Raw genomic sequence first — 18,560 nt, 5'->3', positions numbered from 1 at the left:
TAAGAAAAACGTCTATTGACGTACTTTCTCAGTAGACAGACCGCATATAGCGGAAGTTTTTCTTGCGAGATAAGGATACTATGCCTCAGATGTATATCTTTCTTATCTCAAAAATAAACTTTTCAGAATGGGGGTGAATGGGATGTTGCACTTGATCCGTATCATTCGAAGTAGCTAGGCTCGGGTTCACAGAGGACCGGGCCATGCCAAAATTATAACTCGTAGCCATATGAGCTGCATTTTGCTATATAACATAAATCAGCTGCCGGACAGAAAGGGAGTCGTCCGTTCCTATGGACAAGTTCTCCTGCTCTATAACCAAGAAGTCTGCCGGCTTTTGGCTTCGATCGAATGAGGGTCAATCGGTTTGCAGCATCCCATTTTATCTCATATGGAAGGTGGACAATATAAATGAATTCACAGGAATACAAGCAGTTTTATGATATTGTAGGAGCCTTAAACGGCTGGGACTTCAGCCAGGTCCGATGTATCTCGGAAGGTGTGGAGTGGGATTTTTACGATGAGGTCGGCAAATGTTGCACACCATCCGATGTTGTGCTCGATATTGGCACTGGTGGTGGAGAGAACTTGTTGTCCATCGCCGACAAAGCAGCCTTGCTGGTCGGGATCGATCTTTCGCATGCGATGATAGAGACAGCCCGGCGGAATAAACGGAACGTACCTGTTTCCAATGTACGCTTGATGCAGATGAATGCAGAGTCTCTTCAATTCCCGGAGGCGTTTTTCAATGTAATCTCATGCAGACACTCCCCTTTCCGTGCATCAGAGGTGGGAAGAGTACTAGATGAAGATGGCGTGTTTTTGACGCAGCAGGTTCGCGAATGTGATAAAGCCAATCTGGCTCAAGCCTTTGGCAGAGGACAATCCTCCCGTGAAGACGGTGCCTTAAAGGATCAATATATGAAGGAACTTCGGCTTGCCGGGTTCGGCGATATCCAATATGCCGAATACGATGCGGTTGAGTACTATGAGCGTGAAGAGGATCTTATCTTTCTGCTCAAGCACACGCCCATCATCCCCGGGTTTGGACAGGAGGAATTGGATTTTCGCATCCTGCAGCAGTTCATCAGAGACCATCACACAGATCGTGGGATTCGGACGAATTCCGCACGGTTTATGATAGTGGCCCGGAAATAACCGGCCCCTCTGGAATTCCATAACCCGCAGCATCCCGCTGTTAAACAGAAAAAGCGCACAAGGGACAAAGCCCTTGGCGCTTTTTTTATGCAAAACAGATTCGTATATTATCCCTTGGATGAATAGGTTGCCCATCGCATAAAAAAGCAAGCCCCCCACAAAAGAGGAGCTTGCTTTCGGTATGGTTTATCATCGTATCAACCAAGGAGCGCTATTAACCGTTAACCAGCAGTTCTTTCAGCTGCTTGATCTGCTTGCGCTCGCCCGCTAGTACCAGCGTCGATCCCGCTGTCAGGATGTCGTCCGGACCCGGATTGATTTTCTGCTCTTTCTTGTTCACAATCGCTAATACATTAGCACCTGTACGTTGACGAACCTGAAGCCCTGCAATGGATTGTCCCACGCATTTGTAATGCGGCTCGATGCGTGCCCATTCGATGATCAGGTCTTCAAGTGTCACCTCGATCGTCTCGAGCGCTTTCGGCTTATACGTCATGCCGCCGATGATGCCGGCAATTTGTCTAGCCTCATCATCCTCTAATGTAATCTGGGAGATGGTCTCCTCAGGATCGTCATCTTCAAAATGGTACAGTTCTCTACGGCCATCGTCATGAATCACAATAACCAGCTTATCCCCTGATCTTGCCTGAATAAGGAATTTCTTCCCGATACCCGGCAGATCAGATTCGCGAATAATACTCATGTGAAAATCCTCCGTTCTGGGGTTAATTCAATCTCTAGATTATATAGATTAGTTGGAAGAAAGTAAATCATCCCAGCATCCTCATACTTTCCTTTTTTTTACTTTCTCCACAGGTTCGCTCCATTTAAATATTTTATTCACGCCACGGTAGACACGTTTTGACTCCTTGGCTAGAAGAGGCCCAAGGATCGCTAGAATCAGAACATATAGCGCCGAGAACGGTTTCAGCACGGCGGACAGTCCGCCAGCGAGTCCCAGATTCGCAACGATGATCGTGAACTCCCCGCGCGCCATAATAGTCAATCCGATGTTAAGCGACGACTTATGTGATAGTCCGGCCTTGCGTCCCGCGATCATGCCTGCTACAAGGTTGCCAATAATAGTCAGTCCCACGGCACCAAGTGCCAGCCATAACGCATTCCCCAGCGTGGTCGGGTCGATACCGAGACCGAAACTGAAGAAGAAGATCGCTCCAAAGAAATCACGGAAAGGAATAACCAACTGCTCGATCCGTTCGCTATGATCTGTCTCGGATAAGGCTAGTCCGAACAACAGCGCGCCAATCGCTTCAGCCACGTGCAGCGTCTCTGAAAATCCAGCAATAAAGAACATTGACGAGAAAACAACGATAATGAAAATTTCGCTGGATGTAATATTCAGCAATTTGTTAAGTATAGGTGGACCTTTTCTCGCAATAACAAAGAACAACAGCATGTAACCTATGGATATACCTACGGAGATAATCGTTGCCCCTACCGATGTAGCCCCGCCTAACAGCAGTCCCGACATAATCGATAAGAACACGGCAAGGAATATATCATCGAACAAAATCATGCCAAGAATAAGCTCCGTCTCAGCATTACCGGTGCGCCGCAGATCCACCAGCACTTTCGCCACAATTGCAGTAGAGGAAACGGACAACATCCCTGCAATGATTAACGTCTCATATAGCGGCATGTTGATTACAAATCCGTAAGCCAGGCCCAGTGCAAAGTTTAGGATGACATATATGGTTCCACCCACCACTATGTTTCGTCCGGATTTGATTAATTTTTGAACAGAGAATTCAAGGCCAAGGTAAAAGAGCAAGAATAGAATACCGATTTGCCCCAGAAAATCGATGATTCCCTGGCTCTCGATAAATTTAAAGTCAAGAATTCCTATCGTTGGTGCATGCGGACCTACAAGCATCCCGAGTACAATCAAGAACGGTATAATCGAGAACTTGAGCTTTCCTGCAATTATGGAGGCTATAGCAACCAGAATCAGAGCAGTTCCAACCTCAAACATCATATGGTCCATAGAAGACCTCCTCCTCCTCAAATTTGACTTCGGGCAATCATTCCTATTATACATAAAAATGCATACATTTACAAAGCAACAGCAATATTCTTGCTTGATAGCCCAATAGATACTACATTATTTACATAAAGTACAGGCTTAATTTTATTAGTGATTTTATGGTTTCCAAAAAATATAAATTATATCCAAATAATTTACCACACAAAAGATAATGAATATTTATGCATAAAAACGAATAATACATCAGGTAAAAAAATACATATATCGCGAATCAAAATGGATTTTCCAGGCTATCCCTTGCTCTTTATCCACACGAAAAAGAAGCCCGGTGGCTGCAACCACGGGGCTTCCGGCTATATTTATTTAATTATTTAAACCAACCTTTTTCTTTAAAACGCGTGATTGCTTCGATCCGGTTGCTGACGCCAAGCTTATCAAGAATAACGGAAATATAATTCCGCACGGTACCTGTCGTAATAAACAGCTGGTTGGCAATTTCCTTCGTATTCTTGCCGTCCGCTATCAGGCCCAGCACTTCCTTTTCCCGCTCCGTCAGCGGATTCTCTTCACCGGAATACGCTTCATCCACCAGCTCGGAGGCGTATATTCGTCTGCCTGCCATAATGCTCCGAATGGATGCAGCCAGTTCCTCGCTTGGGCTGTCCTTAAGCAGGTAGGCGTTGGCGCCGGCCTTCACGGCACGCTCGAAATACCCCGGCCGGGCAAAGGTCGTCAAGATCATTACCTTGCAGCCAAAGCCCTTTAGTTCTTCGGCAGCCTCAAGTCCGTTCATCATCGGCATCTCAATATCCATGATACAGATATCCGGTTTATGAAGTTTGACAAGCTGTACGGCATCCTTCCCGTTCCCTGCCGTCCCGACCACTTGCATATCTTCTTCCAGATCAAGCAGTGAGGCCAGGGCTCCAAGCAGCAATCGCTGATCTTCGGCTATGACAATTCGGATCATATTCCCGCCTCCTTATCCGGCATTCTGAGCACATTAGGTACACGAAGGACCAGCGTAGTCCCCTCGCCGGAAGTGAGCTCCATGCTTCCGTTTACGAATTCAAGCCGCTCTCTCATTCCCCGCAGTCCATTTCCGCGGTTTCTCGCATCGGTCACGAACCCTGTTCCATTGTCCTTCACCCTCGCAACCAGATCCGTTTCCGTGGATTCGATCACAATGGAGCACACCGTAGCATTGCTATGTTTCACTATGTTATTCACGGCCTCTTTCAGGCACATGCTGATCACATTTTCATTCATTAACGACAGATTTTCCGGCTCCAACGTTCCCTCAAAATTTAATTCAATCTGGGCAGCCTTTAGAATTTGCTGAATGCGGAAAATTTCATCCGTGAGCCGGGTCCCCCGCATCCGTGTCACCATCTCACGCACTTCCTGGAGTGCCGTTCTGGCCGTCTGGCGTACATCGTTGATCTCGGCCTGAGCTCTTTCCGTATCTTGCGTCATCAATTTACCGGCCAAATCACTTTTGAGGCCGATGAGAGACAGCTTCTGTCCGAGCGTATCATGCAGATCGCGGGCTATCCGCTGACGTTCCTCCAGCTTCACCAGTTCCGAAATCCGTTTGTTGGCATCCTCCAGCTGACCCTGCAGCTGATCATTCTTATTCCGGTTATAGTTCGTCACGGGCAGCAGAATCACCCCGACTACACTGACAAGCATAAATGGCAGCTGTGTGATAAAGAACGGATTCCGCGTTAACAATCCATAATTGACCGTAATGATGGTCGTGACCAGATGGATGGAGTACAGCGTGATAAACCCCGCTTTATTCTTGATATTCCCGATGAAAAATGCGAGGAACAACGAGAAATAGATATACCCGAATACCAATGACATCGTAATCGATATTAAAATTTGCAGACTCGTCCAGAAGTAGACGAGCCAGCCTTTGGCCAGAAATGAAAGCACATAGAAGGCGAAGAACATCACAATCATCAGTGTTCCGAAGACAACCTGGTAGGTAGAGGTCGAACGGAAGATGAAATAAAACGGAAGGATGTAGAAGACGACCCATACATAAGGGCTCAGCCCCGTACTTTTATGAAATATCTGATACCATTTCTGCATGGAGTCCCACCTTCTGTCGGTTCAAGCTTTAGTCCTCATTTCTACATAACGGACCCGTATTCTTATTCATTTCTATTATAACCTCGTCTCGAACGGAATTACTCGCCCTGCACTCTAGGTCTGCTGCTCGCCAGGCTCTTCTCGGCTTTCGCCAATACCGATTCCTGCGGTTTACGGAGCGACTTCTTGGCTTCCCTAAACGTGACGAACACCTTTTTCTCTTCATCCCACAGACGGAAACGAATAGACTTCAGACTGGTCTTGAGCGTAATCGTTGTTGCCTTTTGCAGCGGAGGAGCGGCTTCATGGGCCTTCTCCAGGTTATAATTAGGAACCTTCGGACTAAGATGGTGAACGTGATGGAAGCCGATGTTACCCGTAATCCATTGCAGAACCTTCGGAAGTTTGTAATAAGAGCTGCCTTCTACGGCTGCATTGATATAACTCCACTCTTCATCATGCTCGTAGTACGTTTCTTCGAATTGATGCTGTACATAGAACAACCAAATGCCAAGCATCCCCGATACCATAAAGATAGGAGCTTGAACGAGCAGAAACGCCTGCCATCCAATCGCCCAGCACAGCAATGCATACAGCGCAACAATCGAAATATTCGTTATATAGTTACTGATCTTCTCCTTGCGTCTCGCGCCTTTGCGGTTGAAACGATAAGATACCAGAAAAATGGCGATAGGACCCAGTCCAAACATCACGATCGGATTGCGGTATACCCGGTAGTATAAACGCTGCCAAAAAGAAGCCGCTCCATACTCTTCAACGGTTAATACCCACATATCGCCGATTCCACGCTTATCGAGATTGCTGCTCGTCGCGTGATGAATCGCGTGCGTGTTCTTCCATTGCTCGTAAGGGCACAATGTAATTACGCCTGTAATCGTGCCGAGAATTTTGTTCGCCTTGCGGCTTTTGAAGAAAGATCCGTGACAGCAGTCATGGAATATGATAAACGTCCGGACAACAAACCCCGATGCAATAACCGCTATGGGAATGGTAAGCCAGTACGATACGGATAGGCTTAAATAAGCTGCATACCATAGCAATATCAAGGGAACCAGTGTATTGAAAAGCTGACCAATACTCGCCTTTGTGTCAATTTCCTCATAAGGGGCAACGTTCTTCTTTAAGCTGGATAGTTTGTTATCGGGTTTAGCCATAGTTGTCTTCCTCCTCGAAATGGCGCAAGGACGTTATACATGTATCACGCACTTGTCTAACTTAATTATAGTTAGAATGTCACGCGTGTCGTAGTCATAAACGTCATTTCGGGAGTATGACAAATATCATATATTGGTGCGGGAATCGGCCGGATACCGCAGTCCTACCTGGCGTCTGGCTTCCTGCATGATTTCAGCCGTAATGAGTGAGTTGGCATGGGTATTGATTGCACTTTCCCTTTCGCCGCATTGGATTAAATCGATAAATTCCCGAGCTTCATAATACATCGATTCATGGGTCTGCAGTTGGGTGACGTTCTCAATGGTGCCGTCTCTGTAATGGATCTTCACATCGTAAGGCTGATTGATCTTGTCGATAATCATCGTGCCGTTCTCGCCCTGAATTTCGGCAGGGGCATAGGAATCGCTGATCTTGGAGTGCATGATAACGGCATCCATCTCGGGATAGGACAACAACAGACTGCCCTCGCCATCAACCCCGGAGGATAGCATATAACCCGAAGCTTTGACGGAGCCCGGTTTACCGAACAGGGTGACCATCGGGTACAGGCAATAAATCCCCAGATCCATGAGTGAACCGTTGGAATATTCGGGATTAAATGCATTGAGTACCGTCCCCTGCTTGTACGCATCATAACGGGAGGAGTATTGGCAATAGCTTGCAAAATAACGCCGAATCGGACCCAACTTGTACAGGTTGTCCCTGACGGTCTTGAAATTCGGCATCAACGTCGACTTCAGGGCTTCCATTAGCAGAACGTTGTTATTCTTCGCAGCTTCAATCATGGCGGACACTTCGACTGCGTTAGAAGCCATCGGCTTCTCGCAGAGAACATGCTTCCCGTGGTTCATGCACAATATCGCCTGATCGACGTGATAGGAATTCGGGCTCGCAATGTAAACCGCATCAATCTCGTCATCCTGCAGCATCGTCACAAGATCCGTGTACACTTTGGGATCCGCGTACTTGGCCGCGAAAGCCTTTCCCTTCTCTTCTGTACGAGAGTATACGGCAGCAAGAATAAATTCTTCCGTCTCCAGAGCGGCTTGGAGAAACCGCTCGGTAATCCAGTTTGTGCCGATAACGGCAAAACGGATGTTCATCCCTAATCCCTTCCCTTCTTATCTGATTATGATTGATCTTTCGCTTTTCGTTACATCCATCCTTCAAACGTCGAAATTCGCTCGCGTGCCGAATCCGGAATTGGCGTGCTCTTGCCTGACGCGGTATCGATGAGGACAATGGTTCCGCGACCGGCCGCTTTTAAGGTGCCATCCACCACGATCGCATATTGGACGTCCATGGAGGAACGCCCGATCTCAGCCACCCGGACATGAAGCTTAAGCGGGTCCTTCAGATACATTTGAGCAAGATACTGGCATTCCAGATCCGCAACCACCGACACCTTTTTGTCGCTGAACAGATCCTCGGTCAATCCCAGGTTCTCGAAGTACTCAATGCGTCCCTGCTCAAAATACATGAAATAACTGACGTTATTGACATGACCCAGCATATCCGTTTCGCAATACCTTATCTTTATCGGAATTTCAAAGTGAAATGTGTCCAGCCAAGTCATGGGATCCGGTTGTATGAAGGTTGTTTTTTTCATGATGAGTCCCCTTTCTCTTTATAGGAGGTCCAAAAAGTCATCTTTTGATCACGAAGCAGTACAAGAAGCTTAATCGACATCGAATATTGAATTCTGCCGGGCCTTCCGGTGCTCACGTAGGTTTTGCCTACGCTCCGCTCCTCAGTCCCTAGCTTCATCCAACCTTCTCGGTGCTGAAAACCCGACTTTTTGAACACGCACTGTATGAGGCAAATGTATGTACGATTTATTCAGTCTTCTATCAAGGATAATGAATACAAGTTGGGTCCGTCAACTAAATAACCAAATCATGGATAATCCGCCGAATTCGCCCGTAGAATAAGGCTTGAAATTTTGCTTATCCCATAGGTTGTCTAAATGCTGCTAGTCATGAAAAAAGACCACCCACTCCGAAGTTGGGACACTGGAGGGATGGTCTCGATAAGTATGAATGGAACAAAGTTCGGTTACAGAAAGCGCAGCTTAAGCGATCAATGCCGCTTCTTATAGTAGGTTAAAGCAAGCGCCAACGCCAGCACGGCGCCCTTCACGATATCCATCGCATAATACGGCACGGACAGCATGATCAGGCCATTTTGCAATATACCGATCAACACGGCGCCGACAAAGGTCCCGAGCGCATTTGGCTTGCCGGCTCCGAATACGGAGTATCCGATGAAAGTCGCGGCGACGGCATCCATCAGATAAGGTCCGCCGGAGTTGACTTCGGCCGTCATGACGCGTGCCCCGAGGATAATGCCGCCGATGGCGGCAAACAATGCAGAAACCAGATAAGCAAGCAAACGGTATTTGCTCACCGGAATCCCGGATAAAGCCGCCGCTTCACGGTTGCCTCCGATCATATACATATACCGTCCGTGTTTCGTATAGGTCAGGAACAGATGGACGACGAGGACGACGAGAACCATAATGATAATGATCCATGGCACTTGCCCAATCTTCTCAAACACCGCCGGAATTTTACCGGTGGCAAAATCTCCGCTCGGCAGGATCATATTCTGGGAAATGGTAGCGCCGCGGGTATACGTGAGCGCAACGCCTTGAAAGATAAACATCGTGGCCAACGTCATCAGCATATCATCAATTTTGAAATTGATGACCAGGAAGGCGTTGATCAATCCCACGACCAGACAGAACAGCAGCGTGATACCAATGCCGATGCCGATATTTTGCCCATGCCAGACAAACATGGAAATGACCAGCGCGTTCGCCAGGGAAGCCGTCGAGCCGACAGACAGGTCAAAGCCGCCAACAGCCAGCGATACGGTCAGCCCTACGGCAATGATCGTCACGATCGAGATCGAACGGAGTATGTTAATAATGTTACTTGTATTCAAAAAGTTGTCGGCGACGGTCCCGAATACGAGAATAAGTACAAATACCGTAATCAATGTACCGTATTTATAAAGAAAATCAAAAGCGAAACTAGCCGCCGGCTTCTCCTTAACAGGTCTTGCTGTATTCATGTCAACCCGCCTCCTGTGCAATAAAACAATATTTCCTCTTCGTTGGATGACTGCGTCGTTAGCTCCTTCGTGATGCCGCCGTCATACATCACATATACCCGATCCGTGATGCCAACGATTTCGGACAGCTCGCTTGAGGCGTACAGCACGCATTTCCCCCGCTTGGCCAGCTCGGCCACCAGATGGAAGATGTCCCGCTTCGCGCCAACGTCAACCCCTTTGGTCGGCTCATCAAAAATATACACGTCCGCGTCGACCAACAGCCACTTGCCGATCGCCACCTTCTGCTGGTTGCCCCCGGACAGGTTTCTCACTCTGGCCCGCTCATTTGGGGTCTTAATGCCGAGCGACTGAATAATCTCCCTCGCCGCTTGCTTTTCCTTGCCGAAGCTAAGCCAGGAGCCCCATCTGGAAAAACGGGACAGCACCGCAGCCGTTAAATTGACGGACACCGCTTCTTCCACGAAGACACCTTCGCGGCGGCGCTCCTCGGGGACCAGCGCAATGCCCTGCGATACGGCATCATGCGGCGAGCGGATGCGCAGCTTTTTCCCGTTCAGCGTGATCTCGCCGGTCGATGTGTCGGATGCTCCGAATATTGCCCGGCACAGCTCGGTTTTCCCGGCCCCGACCAGACCGGCCAGACCGACGATCTCCCCTTTGCGGATGTGCAGGTCAACGCCGTTGATTTTGCCCGGGTCAAACATCTTCTTCACCTCGAACCAGGTGGAGCCGATGTCCCGCTCGACGTGGGGAAACTGCTGCTCCATCTTGGAGCCCAGCATGTACTCCACCACTTTCGGCTGATCGATATTCGCAATGCGGTCACTCTTCACTAGCTGACCATCCCGCATGATCGTAATATCATCGCAAATTTCATACAGCTCCGGCAGCCGGTGCGATATGAAAATAATGCCGACCCCATCCTGCTTCAGCTTGCGCACCAGCTTGAACAGCTGATCCGTCTCGCTGTGGCTGAGCGGCGCGGTCGGCTCGTCCAGCACCAGAATCCGGCACTGCTTGGAGACGGCTCTTGCGATCAGCACCATCTGCTTCTCCGCCAGCGTCAGTTCCGAAATCAGCTTCTTGCCGGGAACCCGGATATTCATCCGTGCAAGAATCGATTCGGCTTCCTGATGGAGTTCTTTCCAGTGGATCAAGTGCCGTTTGCCCATATCGTGAACCGTCCGGTCGAGCATAATGTTCTCCCCGACCGTCAGGTTCGGGATGAGCGCCGTATCCACCTCTTGATAGACGATCTGAATGCCCAGGTCCTTTGCTTCCTTCGGGGAACGAATGTGCACCTTGCTCCCATTGATCCAAATCTCGCCCTCGTAATGGTTGTAAGCTCCCGATAGAATCTTCATTAATGTAGATTTCCCTGCGCCATTCGCGCCGATCAACGCATGGGCCGTTCCCGCCGTCGTCTGAAAATCAACATCGGTCAACGCCTTAACACCCGGAAAGGAGATCGAGATATGCTTCATTTGAAGTAAGGGTGCCGCACCCGACACGTCGGTCGATGTGGCAGTTGTTGGCTCCATAACGCTTCGCAAGTGCATTCTTCCCTTCAAATAGGATAGGGCGCCCTTATCGATGACCGACAAGAGCGCCTGTATGAATCATGCTGTTTATTTGCCGCCTGCTTCTTTCAACGCCTTCATCCAGTCCTCTTCGAATTCGGTGCTTGTTCCCCAGCTAGGGATAATATCCGCCAGGTTGACCATGTTGACCGCTTCGGTTGCACCGGCAAGGCCTGAGCGCTCGATCAATACAGGCTCCAGATTGACCGTAGCAGGCGTTTCCTCGCCGGCAATCTTTTTAGCAAGCAAACGGACGTTGATCGCGCCGATCGTTTTCGGATCCACGGCAGCCGTTGCCACCCATGGGCTGTCTTGCTTCTGAATCAGCTCCAAATCTGCATTGGATACGTCAATGCCGTAAATCTTAACCTCGGTGCGTCCCGCTTCCTCTAGCGCTCTGGCTGCACCGATGGCGAAGGCATCCCAGGTAGCGAAGATCGCATCGAGCTCACCCTTCGGATATTTCGTCAGGATGGCGGATACTGCATTTTGCGTTTCCAGTGAAGTCTGGTTACTCGCTACACCGAAACGCTCCAATTCCTTGATGCCCGGGTTGTTCTTCAGCGTTTCCTGGTATACGGCATTACGACGCACCATCGGCGGGAATCCGTCTACCCAGAGATAGACAATGTTGGCTTCCGGCCCTTGCTCTTCGACCAGTTTGTCCAGTGCCAGCTTCGCCAGCTGCTCGTCATCCTGCGATGTCTGGGTTACCCCTGCAATGTCGCCGATCTCCGGCAGGGAGTCAAAGGTGACGACAGGAATCCCTTTATCCGTAATCTTCTTCACGTCTTGAACCGATGCAGGATCGTCTCCGTGCGAAATGATAAATCCATCGTAATCACTGTCAATGGCCTGGGCGATCGCATCATGGAATTTGGCGGAATCCCCGTTCGCCGAGAAGGTATCTACCTTAAACCCGAGTGCCTCGCCTTCCTGCTTCGCGCCTGCCAAAAATTGCGCCGTATGATCATCGCCCCCGATTTTCCGGACGACCATCAATTTCACAGGATCCTTCTCCGCGATGCCTGCCGGCAGGTTCTCGACCTTGTCCGCCAGATTCCCGGCTCCGTTACCGCCACCGCTGCCCGATTCGGCACAACCGGTTAAGACAATCATAAACGCGAGCACCAGCGTCGTTAATTTCCTTACATGTTTACTGCCTTTCATGTTCTCTCTCCCCCTGTTTTCCGTTAAAAGGACTATATCAATTAATACAAGTAATCCTATAGGATTTAACAGGAGGCGTCAACCTTTATTTTCTCGCTTTAATGCATTACACCACAAAGGCAAAAAAATGAAAGTTATTTCTAACTCTCGCTTCAGCCTTCAGAAAGCTATCCTTCCAATAGCCAGCCTCTTCATGTTGATATGTATCGGCAGCGGCTTGCCCACATTTCATATCTCATGCAAATTCTTATCAAAAAAGAGCTCGGAAAGGCAGTGATTCACCCCCGAGCTCTTTTGCCATCCTATTCGATCAGCTCATCAGAGCTTATCCTGCAGTACTGCATTCCGCTTTTCGCTGATAAATGAATTAATCCAAACGAACGCCCATCGTTTCAAGCCAAGCCTTCGCGATCAGGCCGTGTCCGGCCGGCGACGGATGCACGCCGTCCGGCGCCCAGAAAGCAGCTTCGCGGCGCACCGACGCCGCAGCGAACAATCCGTCCAGCGGCACAAGAAGCGCCCCGTATTCTACCGCCAATTCACGAACCGCCGTGATTTTCGGATCCAGATCCTCGCGCCAAACTCTGCGATCCTCCGGATGCGGCAGCACGAACGGTTCAACCAGAATCAACTTGGCGTCCAGCGCCCCTTTGGTGCGTTCGATCAATCGACGGTAGCCAGCTTTGTAATCCTCGGTGCTTGTCGGGTCACCGCTATCATATCGGCGCCAAGTATCATTGATTCCGATATAGATGGATACCCAGTCCGGTTTCAGGTCCAGGCAATCCTCCTGCCATCTGTCATTCAAGTCAACGACCCGGTTTCCACTGATCCCTCTATTCAAAAAGGTTACGTTTAACTCAGGAAATTTCATGCCGAACAACGAGTCGATCAATAGCGGGTAGCCGTTACCCAAGCTGCCGGAAAAGTTCCGGTCACGACCGCAATCCGTAATACTGTCCCCTTGAAATAATACGACATCCCCTTGCTGCAAACGATTCATTCCACTTCCTCCTTATCGGTATGTTGCTAATGTACGTACAATTGGAAATTCGTAGGCTCATTTCTCGTGAGAACGCTTCCTAACATTTAAATATTTGCCGTTCAGGGCTCAATTCCTTTTTTATATACCACGCAAATCGTCGATTTATGAGCGAATTTTTTGGCATGTCCCGTTGAATGAGAACAAAGTTGATCGGGCGTACTTTCCCAGAAGACAGACCATATCTAGCGGAAGTTATTAGCGAAAGTTTTTTTGACGAGATCAAGGCGGTAAACTTCTGAACTTCATACTCCTTATTCAACAAAAAACCTGCCCCGACTCCGGTCGGGACAGGTTCTACTATTGTTCGTTAGGCTCCGGTTGGCATAGCCACCCAGTGGCCTTCCGATACTTCCACAAGCTCCGAATGCTCGAGATTATATTTGTCCTCTCCGGTGCGCTCTTCCAGCAGTACCCGTTTCTTCTTGGATTCGATCTTCGGATCGGGTACCGGAATCGCCGCGAGTAAGGACTTCGTATAATCATGCTGCGGATTGGAGTACAGCTCTTCACTTTCAGCCAGCTCAACGATTTTGCCCATATACATAACAGCAACGCGGTCGCTGATATGCTTCACCATCGACAGGTCATGCGCAATAAACAGATAGGTCAAGCCCAGACGATGCTGCAATTCCTCCAGCAGCTTCACGATCTGCGATTGAATCGACACGTCGAGCGCGGAGAGCGGCTCATCGCACACGATAAATTTCGGCTCTACTGCAAGCGCCCGGGCAATCCCGATCCGCTGGCGTTGACCGCCGGAGAACTCATGCGGATAACGCGTGGCATAGGCCGGATCCAATCCGACCATATCCAGCAGCTCCTCGACCCGTTTCTTCCGCTCCTGTTTACTGCCAGTCAATTTGTGAACATCCAGCGCTTCGCCGATAATGTCCACCACCTTCAATCTCGGGTTGAGCGAAGCATACGGATCCTGGAAAATCATCTGCATATGGCGCCGCATGGCCTTCATTTCCGAAGGAGAAAGACGATTCACAGACATTCCCTGATACAGCACTTCTCCGCCTGTTGGCTGGTGAAGGCGAAGGATGGCTCGTCCCGTCGTCGATTTTCCGCTGCCGGATTCCCCGACGACTCCAAGCGTTTCCCCAGCCTGAATATGAAAGCTGATATCATTCACCGCTTTAAGCACATTTCCTTTACCCATATCAAAATACTGCTTCAAGGATTTAACCTCTAACAGAGGTCCCTTGTAATCCGTGCTTGGAACGATGATCGGAGCCGGCTTAACTTTCTTCTTCTCATCCAGACGCGGAAGGGCGTTTAACAGCTTTAAGGTATAAGGATGCTGAGGATTCTCGAAGATTTCCTCCGTCGTGCCCGTCTCCACGATCATGCCGTCCTTCATCACCGCCACGCGGTCGCACATGCCCGCAACAACGCCGAGGTCATGCGTGATCAATATAATGGAAGAACCGAAGCGCTCCTGCATATTTTTCATCAGATTGAGGATCTGGGCCTGAATCGTTACGTCAAGCGCCGTTGTAGGTTCATCCGCGATCAGCAGCGCAGGACTGCACGCCAGCGCGATGGCGATCATGACCCGCTGCCGCATGCCGCCCGAGAACTCGTGCGGGTATTGATTATAGCGCGCTTCGCTGTTCGGTATGCCGACCAGCTTCAGCATCTCAAGCGCCTGCTTCTTCGCTTCCTGCTTGGACAGCTTCTGGTGTTTAACCAGGCTCTCCGATATTTGTTCCCCGATTCGGATAGTCGGATTAAGCGAGGTCATCGGGTCCTGAAAAATCATCCCGATATCGCGTCCGCGGATGCTCTCCATCTCTTTCTCGGTTTTCTCTGCCAGGTTCTGGCCAAGGAACAGGATCTCCCCATCCTTCATATAAGAGGGCGGGGACGGCAGCAGCCGCATGATCGAGCGTGCAGTGACGCTTTTGCCGCTCCCGGATTCCCCAACGATCCCGAGCGTTTCCCCTTTCTTCACTTCAAAGCTGACCCCACGCACCGCGTGAAATTCTGAATCACGGGATTGAAAGGCTACACTCAAATTTTTAACCTGCAATATCGGTTCCAACTCTGCTCACCTGCCATTATGCGTTTATGTCATTAAAGGAATATCATCTACAACTCTTATAATCTATTGACTTTTAAAATAGGCTAAAATAAAATATACTATATCACTCGGAATAATGCAATTTGAAACAAGGAGGAAAGGCAGCTTATGGGGGGGACAGAAGCAGCAAGACCAAACAGACTCATAGGTTTGATAAGCAGCACATACAGTAAGATCCTTCTGAATCCTTCTTATAGATACTTACTATTATTATTGGGAGCGCCCGTGAATCTCGTGGTCTTCCTATTTTATTTGGTTCAGAGAAAGAAGGATGACTACACAGCGGCGGAGAACCGCATACGCAGCGAGATGCTGGCTGCCGGATATCTGGAGGCCCTTCGCTCCGAGATTATGGAGCAGCAGAAACGCAAACACGACTTTTTCAAGCAAAAAGTCAATGAGGGTCAGCTCCGGCAGGAAGTCGACAAGATCGTAGAAGCAAGGTTCCATGAAGTCCTTAAGGAACGGACTGCCAAGGAACTGAAGCTGAACAACCGGAAACGGTTGACCATGGCGGATACGTTTGGTTCTCTCATCGAGAATCCGTTGTTCTTCATTATATCACTTATTCCAGGCTTGCTGATGTACATCCTTATTTTTTTGTACAGCAATCCTTACCTGAAATATATTATGGAGAGACTCGTGATGACGGTCTTCGTTATCTTTGGGGTAGCCGTGCTCGTCTTTACGATTCTCCACTTGTCGCCGTTCAACCCTGCAGCCAACATCCTGGGCGAGACGGCAACGCCGGAACAGATCGCGGCTTTTAACAAAATGCACGGTCTAGACCAAGGGTACCTGGCCCAGCTGTGGAACAATATTAAAGGAATCGCCTATTTCGATCTTGGCAAATCCTTCTCTGGCAACGAAGAGATCACCTCAAGCATCGCCAGAAAGTTCCCGATCACACTGACGCTCACGGTCATTTCCCTGATCATTGCGATTGCGATCGCATTGCCAATCGGGATTATCTCGGCTACGAGACCGAATTCATTCTTTGACTATACCTTTATGTTCGTGGCTCTGCTTGGGCTGTCCATTCCGAACTTCTGGCAGGGACTGATCTTCATCCTGAATTTCTCGATCAAGCTGCATTGGCTGCCCGCCACCTTTAATCCGGAGAATTGGTTGTCCATGATCATGCCAGTGATTGTGCTCGGCACAGGACTTACTGCTTCGGTAGCGAGAATGACGCGCTCCTCTACCCTGGAGGTTATTAATGAAGATTACATGATCACAGCCAGAGCGAAGGGGCTCAGCAAGGGCACCATCCTGATGAAGCATGCTGTCCGCAACGCCATCATTCCGATCATTACCGTCATTGGACTTCAGTTCGGCGGGATGCTTGGCGGTTCTGCCGTTACAGAGAAGGTGTTCAACATCAGCGGTATCGGCAGCTACATCGTCGATAAACAATTCATCCCTGACATCCCGGCCATTATGGGCGGCGTGGTATACACCGCCATTACCATATCGCTGGTGAACGTCATCATTGATATCTTGTACGCGTTCTTCGATCCACGGATCAGGTCCAAGATGAAACAATACTAAAGCAGGTGTACTCATGATCAAGAAGCTTCTTTCTAAACAAGAAACCAAACACCAGCTGAAATCCTCACACGAGTACAGTCAAGCCAGCTTCACATGGGTTATTTCTTTGACCTTAACGGTGATCCTGCTTCTGAACAGCTTTGATTTCACTGGGGGAACCATCAAACCGTGGGTGTTCACCGCCTTTGCGGTATATGCATTGTTTACCATCATTCAGATCATCATCACGCTGTTGATCCGAAGAGACCTTCAAAGCCAGGGAGAAATCCGGCGCTCGACGAGGATCCTGGGATACATTCAGCTGCTGAGCATCGTCACAGGAAATCTGTTTACCGTCACGTTCGGTTTCAATCTGATTAAAAAACAGAAGCCTCCTGAATATACGATTGCCGTCTACATGCTGTTAACCCAGCTGTTTGTTATCGCGGTATCGGCACTGAATCTGTTCAAGCCTTACGTCTCGAATACATTCCTGCCGGCGATGGCCGCGCTTCTGATTATTGCAGTCATTCAACTGGTCGCGCTTATACTCGTTGCCCGATATGTAACAACGAATTATGCACATCCCAAAATGGCCTGGCTTGCCTTTCCGGTCATTCTGACTGCAGTGACGGGTAATATTTTTGCCCTGGTGCTCGGCATCAACCTGCTAGCGAAGATACGCAAGAACGGCAATCCGGCGATGACTCGCTGGGGCGACGTGTGGGTGAAGCTTACCGCTAACTCCACGGCCATGTCCGGACTGTTCTTTGTGATCTTCCTGTTCTGTCTGTCGGTAAGCAGCCTGTTTACTTTCGATTACAGCATCGCAATTGATAACAACTACAGTGCCATCCTGCAGCCGCCAAGCCTTGTGTACCCCTTCGGTACGGACAACTTCGGCCGGGATTTGTTCTCCCGAATTGTGTTCGGGGCCCGAATCTCGCTGATCGTCGGATTTGCCTCTACAGCGATCCCGGTTGTCATCGGCGGTGTTCTCGGTGCCATCTCCGGCTACTATGGCCGCCATACCGATAACATCATCATGCGTTTGCTGGATGTGCTGTACGCCATTCCGGGTATCTTACTCGCCATTGCGATCATTGCTGCATTCGGAGCCAACACCATCAACCTCATCCTGGCACTCAGCGTAGGGGCTATCCCGACATATGCGAGAACCATGAGGGCGAATGTGCTCCTGGCCTCTACCTTTGAATACGTTGATGCGGCCAGAGCTTTCGGCTCGAGCAATTTTTCGATTATATTCAAGCATATTGTTCCAAACTCGCTTGCACCCATGATTGTCAAATCTACGCTAACCATTGGTGCAGCCGTCATCTCGACGAGCAGCTTGAGTTATCTGGGTCTCGGCGTTGAGCCGCACATCCCGGAATGGGGTAATATCCTTAAGATCGGAAGCACGTATCTTGAGACACATTCCTACTTGGCCATTTATCCGGGTCTCGCGATCATCGCGCTTGTCCTGTCCTTCAACTTCCTTGGCGACGGACTGCGGGATGCCCTAGATCCTAAGCTGGATTAATGAGCTTCAGTGCCCATGGCACACTAACTAATGGTTTCAAAAGTATTTTATATATATACAACTCA

The 18,560-nt window shown here is 49.3% G+C and carries 15 protein-coding genes; 3 read left to right on the top strand and 12 right to left on the bottom strand.

Annotation, left to right across the window (positions count from 1 at the left end; genetic code table 11):
* Positions 1-411 precede the first annotated feature (411 nt).
* Positions 412-1,158, top strand: coding sequence for a class I SAM-dependent methyltransferase (locus tag MKY48_RS06790; RefSeq protein ID WP_339271082.1), 747 nt, complete (start codon positions 412-414; stop codon positions 1,156-1,158).
* Positions 1,159-1,372: 214 nt separating this feature from the next.
* On the opposite strand, the gene MKY48_RS06785 is transcribed toward MKY48_RS06790, so the two are convergent.
* The 12 genes from MKY48_RS06785 to MKY48_RS06730 all read right to left on the bottom strand — a co-directional run bounded on the left by MKY48_RS06785 (position 1,373) and on the right by MKY48_RS06730 (position 15,383).
* Positions 1,373-1,861: a cation:proton antiporter regulatory subunit gene (locus tag MKY48_RS06785; protein WP_071221197.1), complete on the bottom strand. Its 489-nt coding sequence runs from the start codon at positions 1,859-1,861 to the stop codon at positions 1,373-1,375.
* Positions 1,862-1,942: 81 nt separating this feature from the next.
* The gene (locus MKY48_RS06780) at positions 1,943-3,163 is read right to left on the bottom strand and encodes a cation:proton antiporter (RefSeq protein ID WP_213645875.1); all 1,221 of its coding nucleotides are present in this window, start codon (positions 3,161-3,163) and stop codon (positions 1,943-1,945) included.
* A gap of 367 nt (positions 3,164-3,530) precedes the next feature.
* A complete protein-coding gene (locus tag MKY48_RS06775; RefSeq protein WP_339271079.1) occupies positions 3,531-4,133 on the bottom strand; it encodes a response regulator transcription factor in 603 nt (200 codons plus the stop codon).
* Positions 4,130-5,263 (bottom strand): sensor histidine kinase, encoded by a 1,134-nt coding sequence (locus MKY48_RS06770; protein ID WP_339271077.1) that lies wholly within the window; start codon positions 5,261-5,263, stop codon positions 4,130-4,132. Before MKY48_RS06770 ends, MKY48_RS06775 begins: the two co-directional genes overlap by 4 nt.
* A gap of 98 nt (positions 5,264-5,361) precedes the next feature.
* A complete protein-coding gene (locus tag MKY48_RS06765; protein ID WP_339271075.1) occupies positions 5,362-6,438 on the bottom strand; it encodes a fatty acid desaturase in 1,077 nt (358 codons plus the stop codon).
* A 126-nt stretch (positions 6,439-6,564) separates the two neighbouring features.
* Positions 6,565-7,563 carry a Gfo/Idh/MocA family oxidoreductase gene (locus MKY48_RS06760; protein WP_339292568.1) on the bottom strand — a complete coding sequence of 333 codons (999 nt, stop codon included), beginning with the start codon at positions 7,561-7,563 and terminating at the stop codon, positions 6,565-6,567.
* A gap of 50 nt (positions 7,564-7,613) precedes the next feature.
* Positions 7,614-8,069: a thioesterase family protein gene (locus MKY48_RS06755; protein ID WP_076322881.1), complete on the bottom strand. Its 456-nt coding sequence runs from the start codon at positions 8,067-8,069 to the stop codon at positions 7,614-7,616.
* A 470-nt stretch (positions 8,070-8,539) separates the two neighbouring features.
* Positions 8,540-9,535, bottom strand: coding sequence for an ABC transporter permease (locus tag MKY48_RS06750; protein ID WP_076322880.1), 996 nt, complete (start codon positions 9,533-9,535; stop codon positions 8,540-8,542).
* Entirely contained in the window at positions 9,532-11,022 is a 1,491-nt protein-coding gene (locus MKY48_RS06745) for a sugar ABC transporter ATP-binding protein (RefSeq protein ID WP_339293477.1), read from the bottom strand. The genes MKY48_RS06750 and MKY48_RS06745 overlap by 4 nt, the downstream gene beginning before the upstream one ends.
* Before the next feature lie 144 nt (positions 11,023-11,166).
* Positions 11,167-12,288, bottom strand: coding sequence for a sugar ABC transporter substrate-binding protein (locus MKY48_RS06740; protein WP_076322879.1), 1,122 nt, complete (start codon positions 12,286-12,288; stop codon positions 11,167-11,169).
* Positions 12,289-12,655: 367 nt separating this feature from the next.
* Complete coding sequence (locus MKY48_RS06735; RefSeq protein ID WP_076322878.1) at positions 12,656-13,291, bottom strand: SGNH/GDSL hydrolase family protein; 636 nt, start codon at positions 13,289-13,291, stop codon at positions 12,656-12,658.
* Between the two features lie 349 nt (positions 13,292-13,640).
* Complete coding sequence (locus MKY48_RS06730; protein WP_339271067.1) at positions 13,641-15,383, bottom strand: ABC transporter ATP-binding protein; 1,743 nt, start codon at positions 15,381-15,383, stop codon at positions 13,641-13,643.
* Between the two features lie 147 nt (positions 15,384-15,530).
* Here MKY48_RS06730 and MKY48_RS06725 point away from each other — a divergent pair, with 147 nt between their 5' ends.
* Positions 15,531-16,973, top strand: coding sequence for an ABC transporter permease (locus tag MKY48_RS06725; protein ID WP_339271065.1), 1,443 nt, complete (start codon positions 15,531-15,533; stop codon positions 16,971-16,973).
* Between the two features lie 13 nt (positions 16,974-16,986).
* Positions 16,987-18,495, top strand: coding sequence for an ABC transporter permease (locus tag MKY48_RS06720; protein ID WP_339271063.1), 1,509 nt, complete (start codon positions 16,987-16,989; stop codon positions 18,493-18,495).
* Positions 18,496-18,560: the final 65 nt, after the last annotated feature.

It is taken from the genome of Paenibacillus sp. FSL W8-0187 (assembly GCF_037969755.1).
Lineage (GTDB): Bacteria > Bacillota > Bacilli > Paenibacillales > Paenibacillaceae > Paenibacillus_AQ.
Note: the sequence above shows the minus strand (reverse complement) of the source record. Positions and strands in the feature narration are given on the sequence as shown.

Bases quoted from the DNA above. Each gene is read 5' to 3' on its own strand.
- MKY48_RS06720 (WP_339271063.1), top strand. From the start codon at position 16,987: ATGATCAAGAAGCTTCTTTCTAAACAAGAAACCAAACACCAGCTGAAA.
- MKY48_RS06790 (WP_339271082.1), top strand. From the start codon at position 412: ATGAATTCACAGGAATACAAGCAGTTTTATGATATTGTAGGAGCCTTA.
- MKY48_RS06750 (WP_076322880.1), bottom strand. From the start codon at position 9,535: ATGAATACAGCAAGACCTGTTAAGGAGAAGCCGGCGGCTAGTTTCGCT.
- MKY48_RS06760 (WP_339292568.1), bottom strand. From the start codon at position 7,563: ATGAACATCCGTTTTGCCGTTATCGGCACAAACTGGATTACCGAGCGG.
- MKY48_RS06745 (WP_339293477.1), bottom strand. From the start codon at position 11,022: ATGAAGCATATCTCGATCTCCTTTCCGGGTGTTAAGGCGTTGACCGAT.
- MKY48_RS06765 (WP_339271075.1), bottom strand. From the start codon at position 6,438: ATGGCTAAACCCGATAACAAACTATCCAGCTTAAAGAAGAACGTTGCC.
- MKY48_RS06775 (WP_339271079.1), bottom strand. From the start codon at position 4,133: ATGATCCGAATTGTCATAGCCGAAGATCAGCGATTGCTGCTTGGAGCC.
- MKY48_RS06770 (WP_339271077.1), bottom strand. From the start codon at position 5,263: ATGCAGAAATGGTATCAGATATTTCATAAAAGTACGGGGCTGAGCCCT.
- MKY48_RS06735 (WP_076322878.1), bottom strand. From the start codon at position 13,291: ATGAATCGTTTGCAGCAAGGGGATGTCGTATTATTTCAAGGGGACAGT.
- MKY48_RS06780 (WP_213645875.1), bottom strand. From the start codon at position 3,163: ATGGACCATATGATGTTTGAGGTTGGAACTGCTCTGATTCTGGTTGCT.
- MKY48_RS06725 (WP_339271065.1), top strand. From the start codon at position 15,531: ATGGGGGGGACAGAAGCAGCAAGACCAAACAGACTCATAGGTTTGATA.
- MKY48_RS06785 (WP_071221197.1), bottom strand. From the start codon at position 1,861: ATGAGTATTATTCGCGAATCTGATCTGCCGGGTATCGGGAAGAAATTC.
- MKY48_RS06740 (WP_076322879.1), bottom strand. From the start codon at position 12,288: ATGAAAGGCAGTAAACATGTAAGGAAATTAACGACGCTGGTGCTCGCG.
- MKY48_RS06755 (WP_076322881.1), bottom strand. From the start codon at position 8,069: ATGAAAAAAACAACCTTCATACAACCGGATCCCATGACTTGGCTGGAC.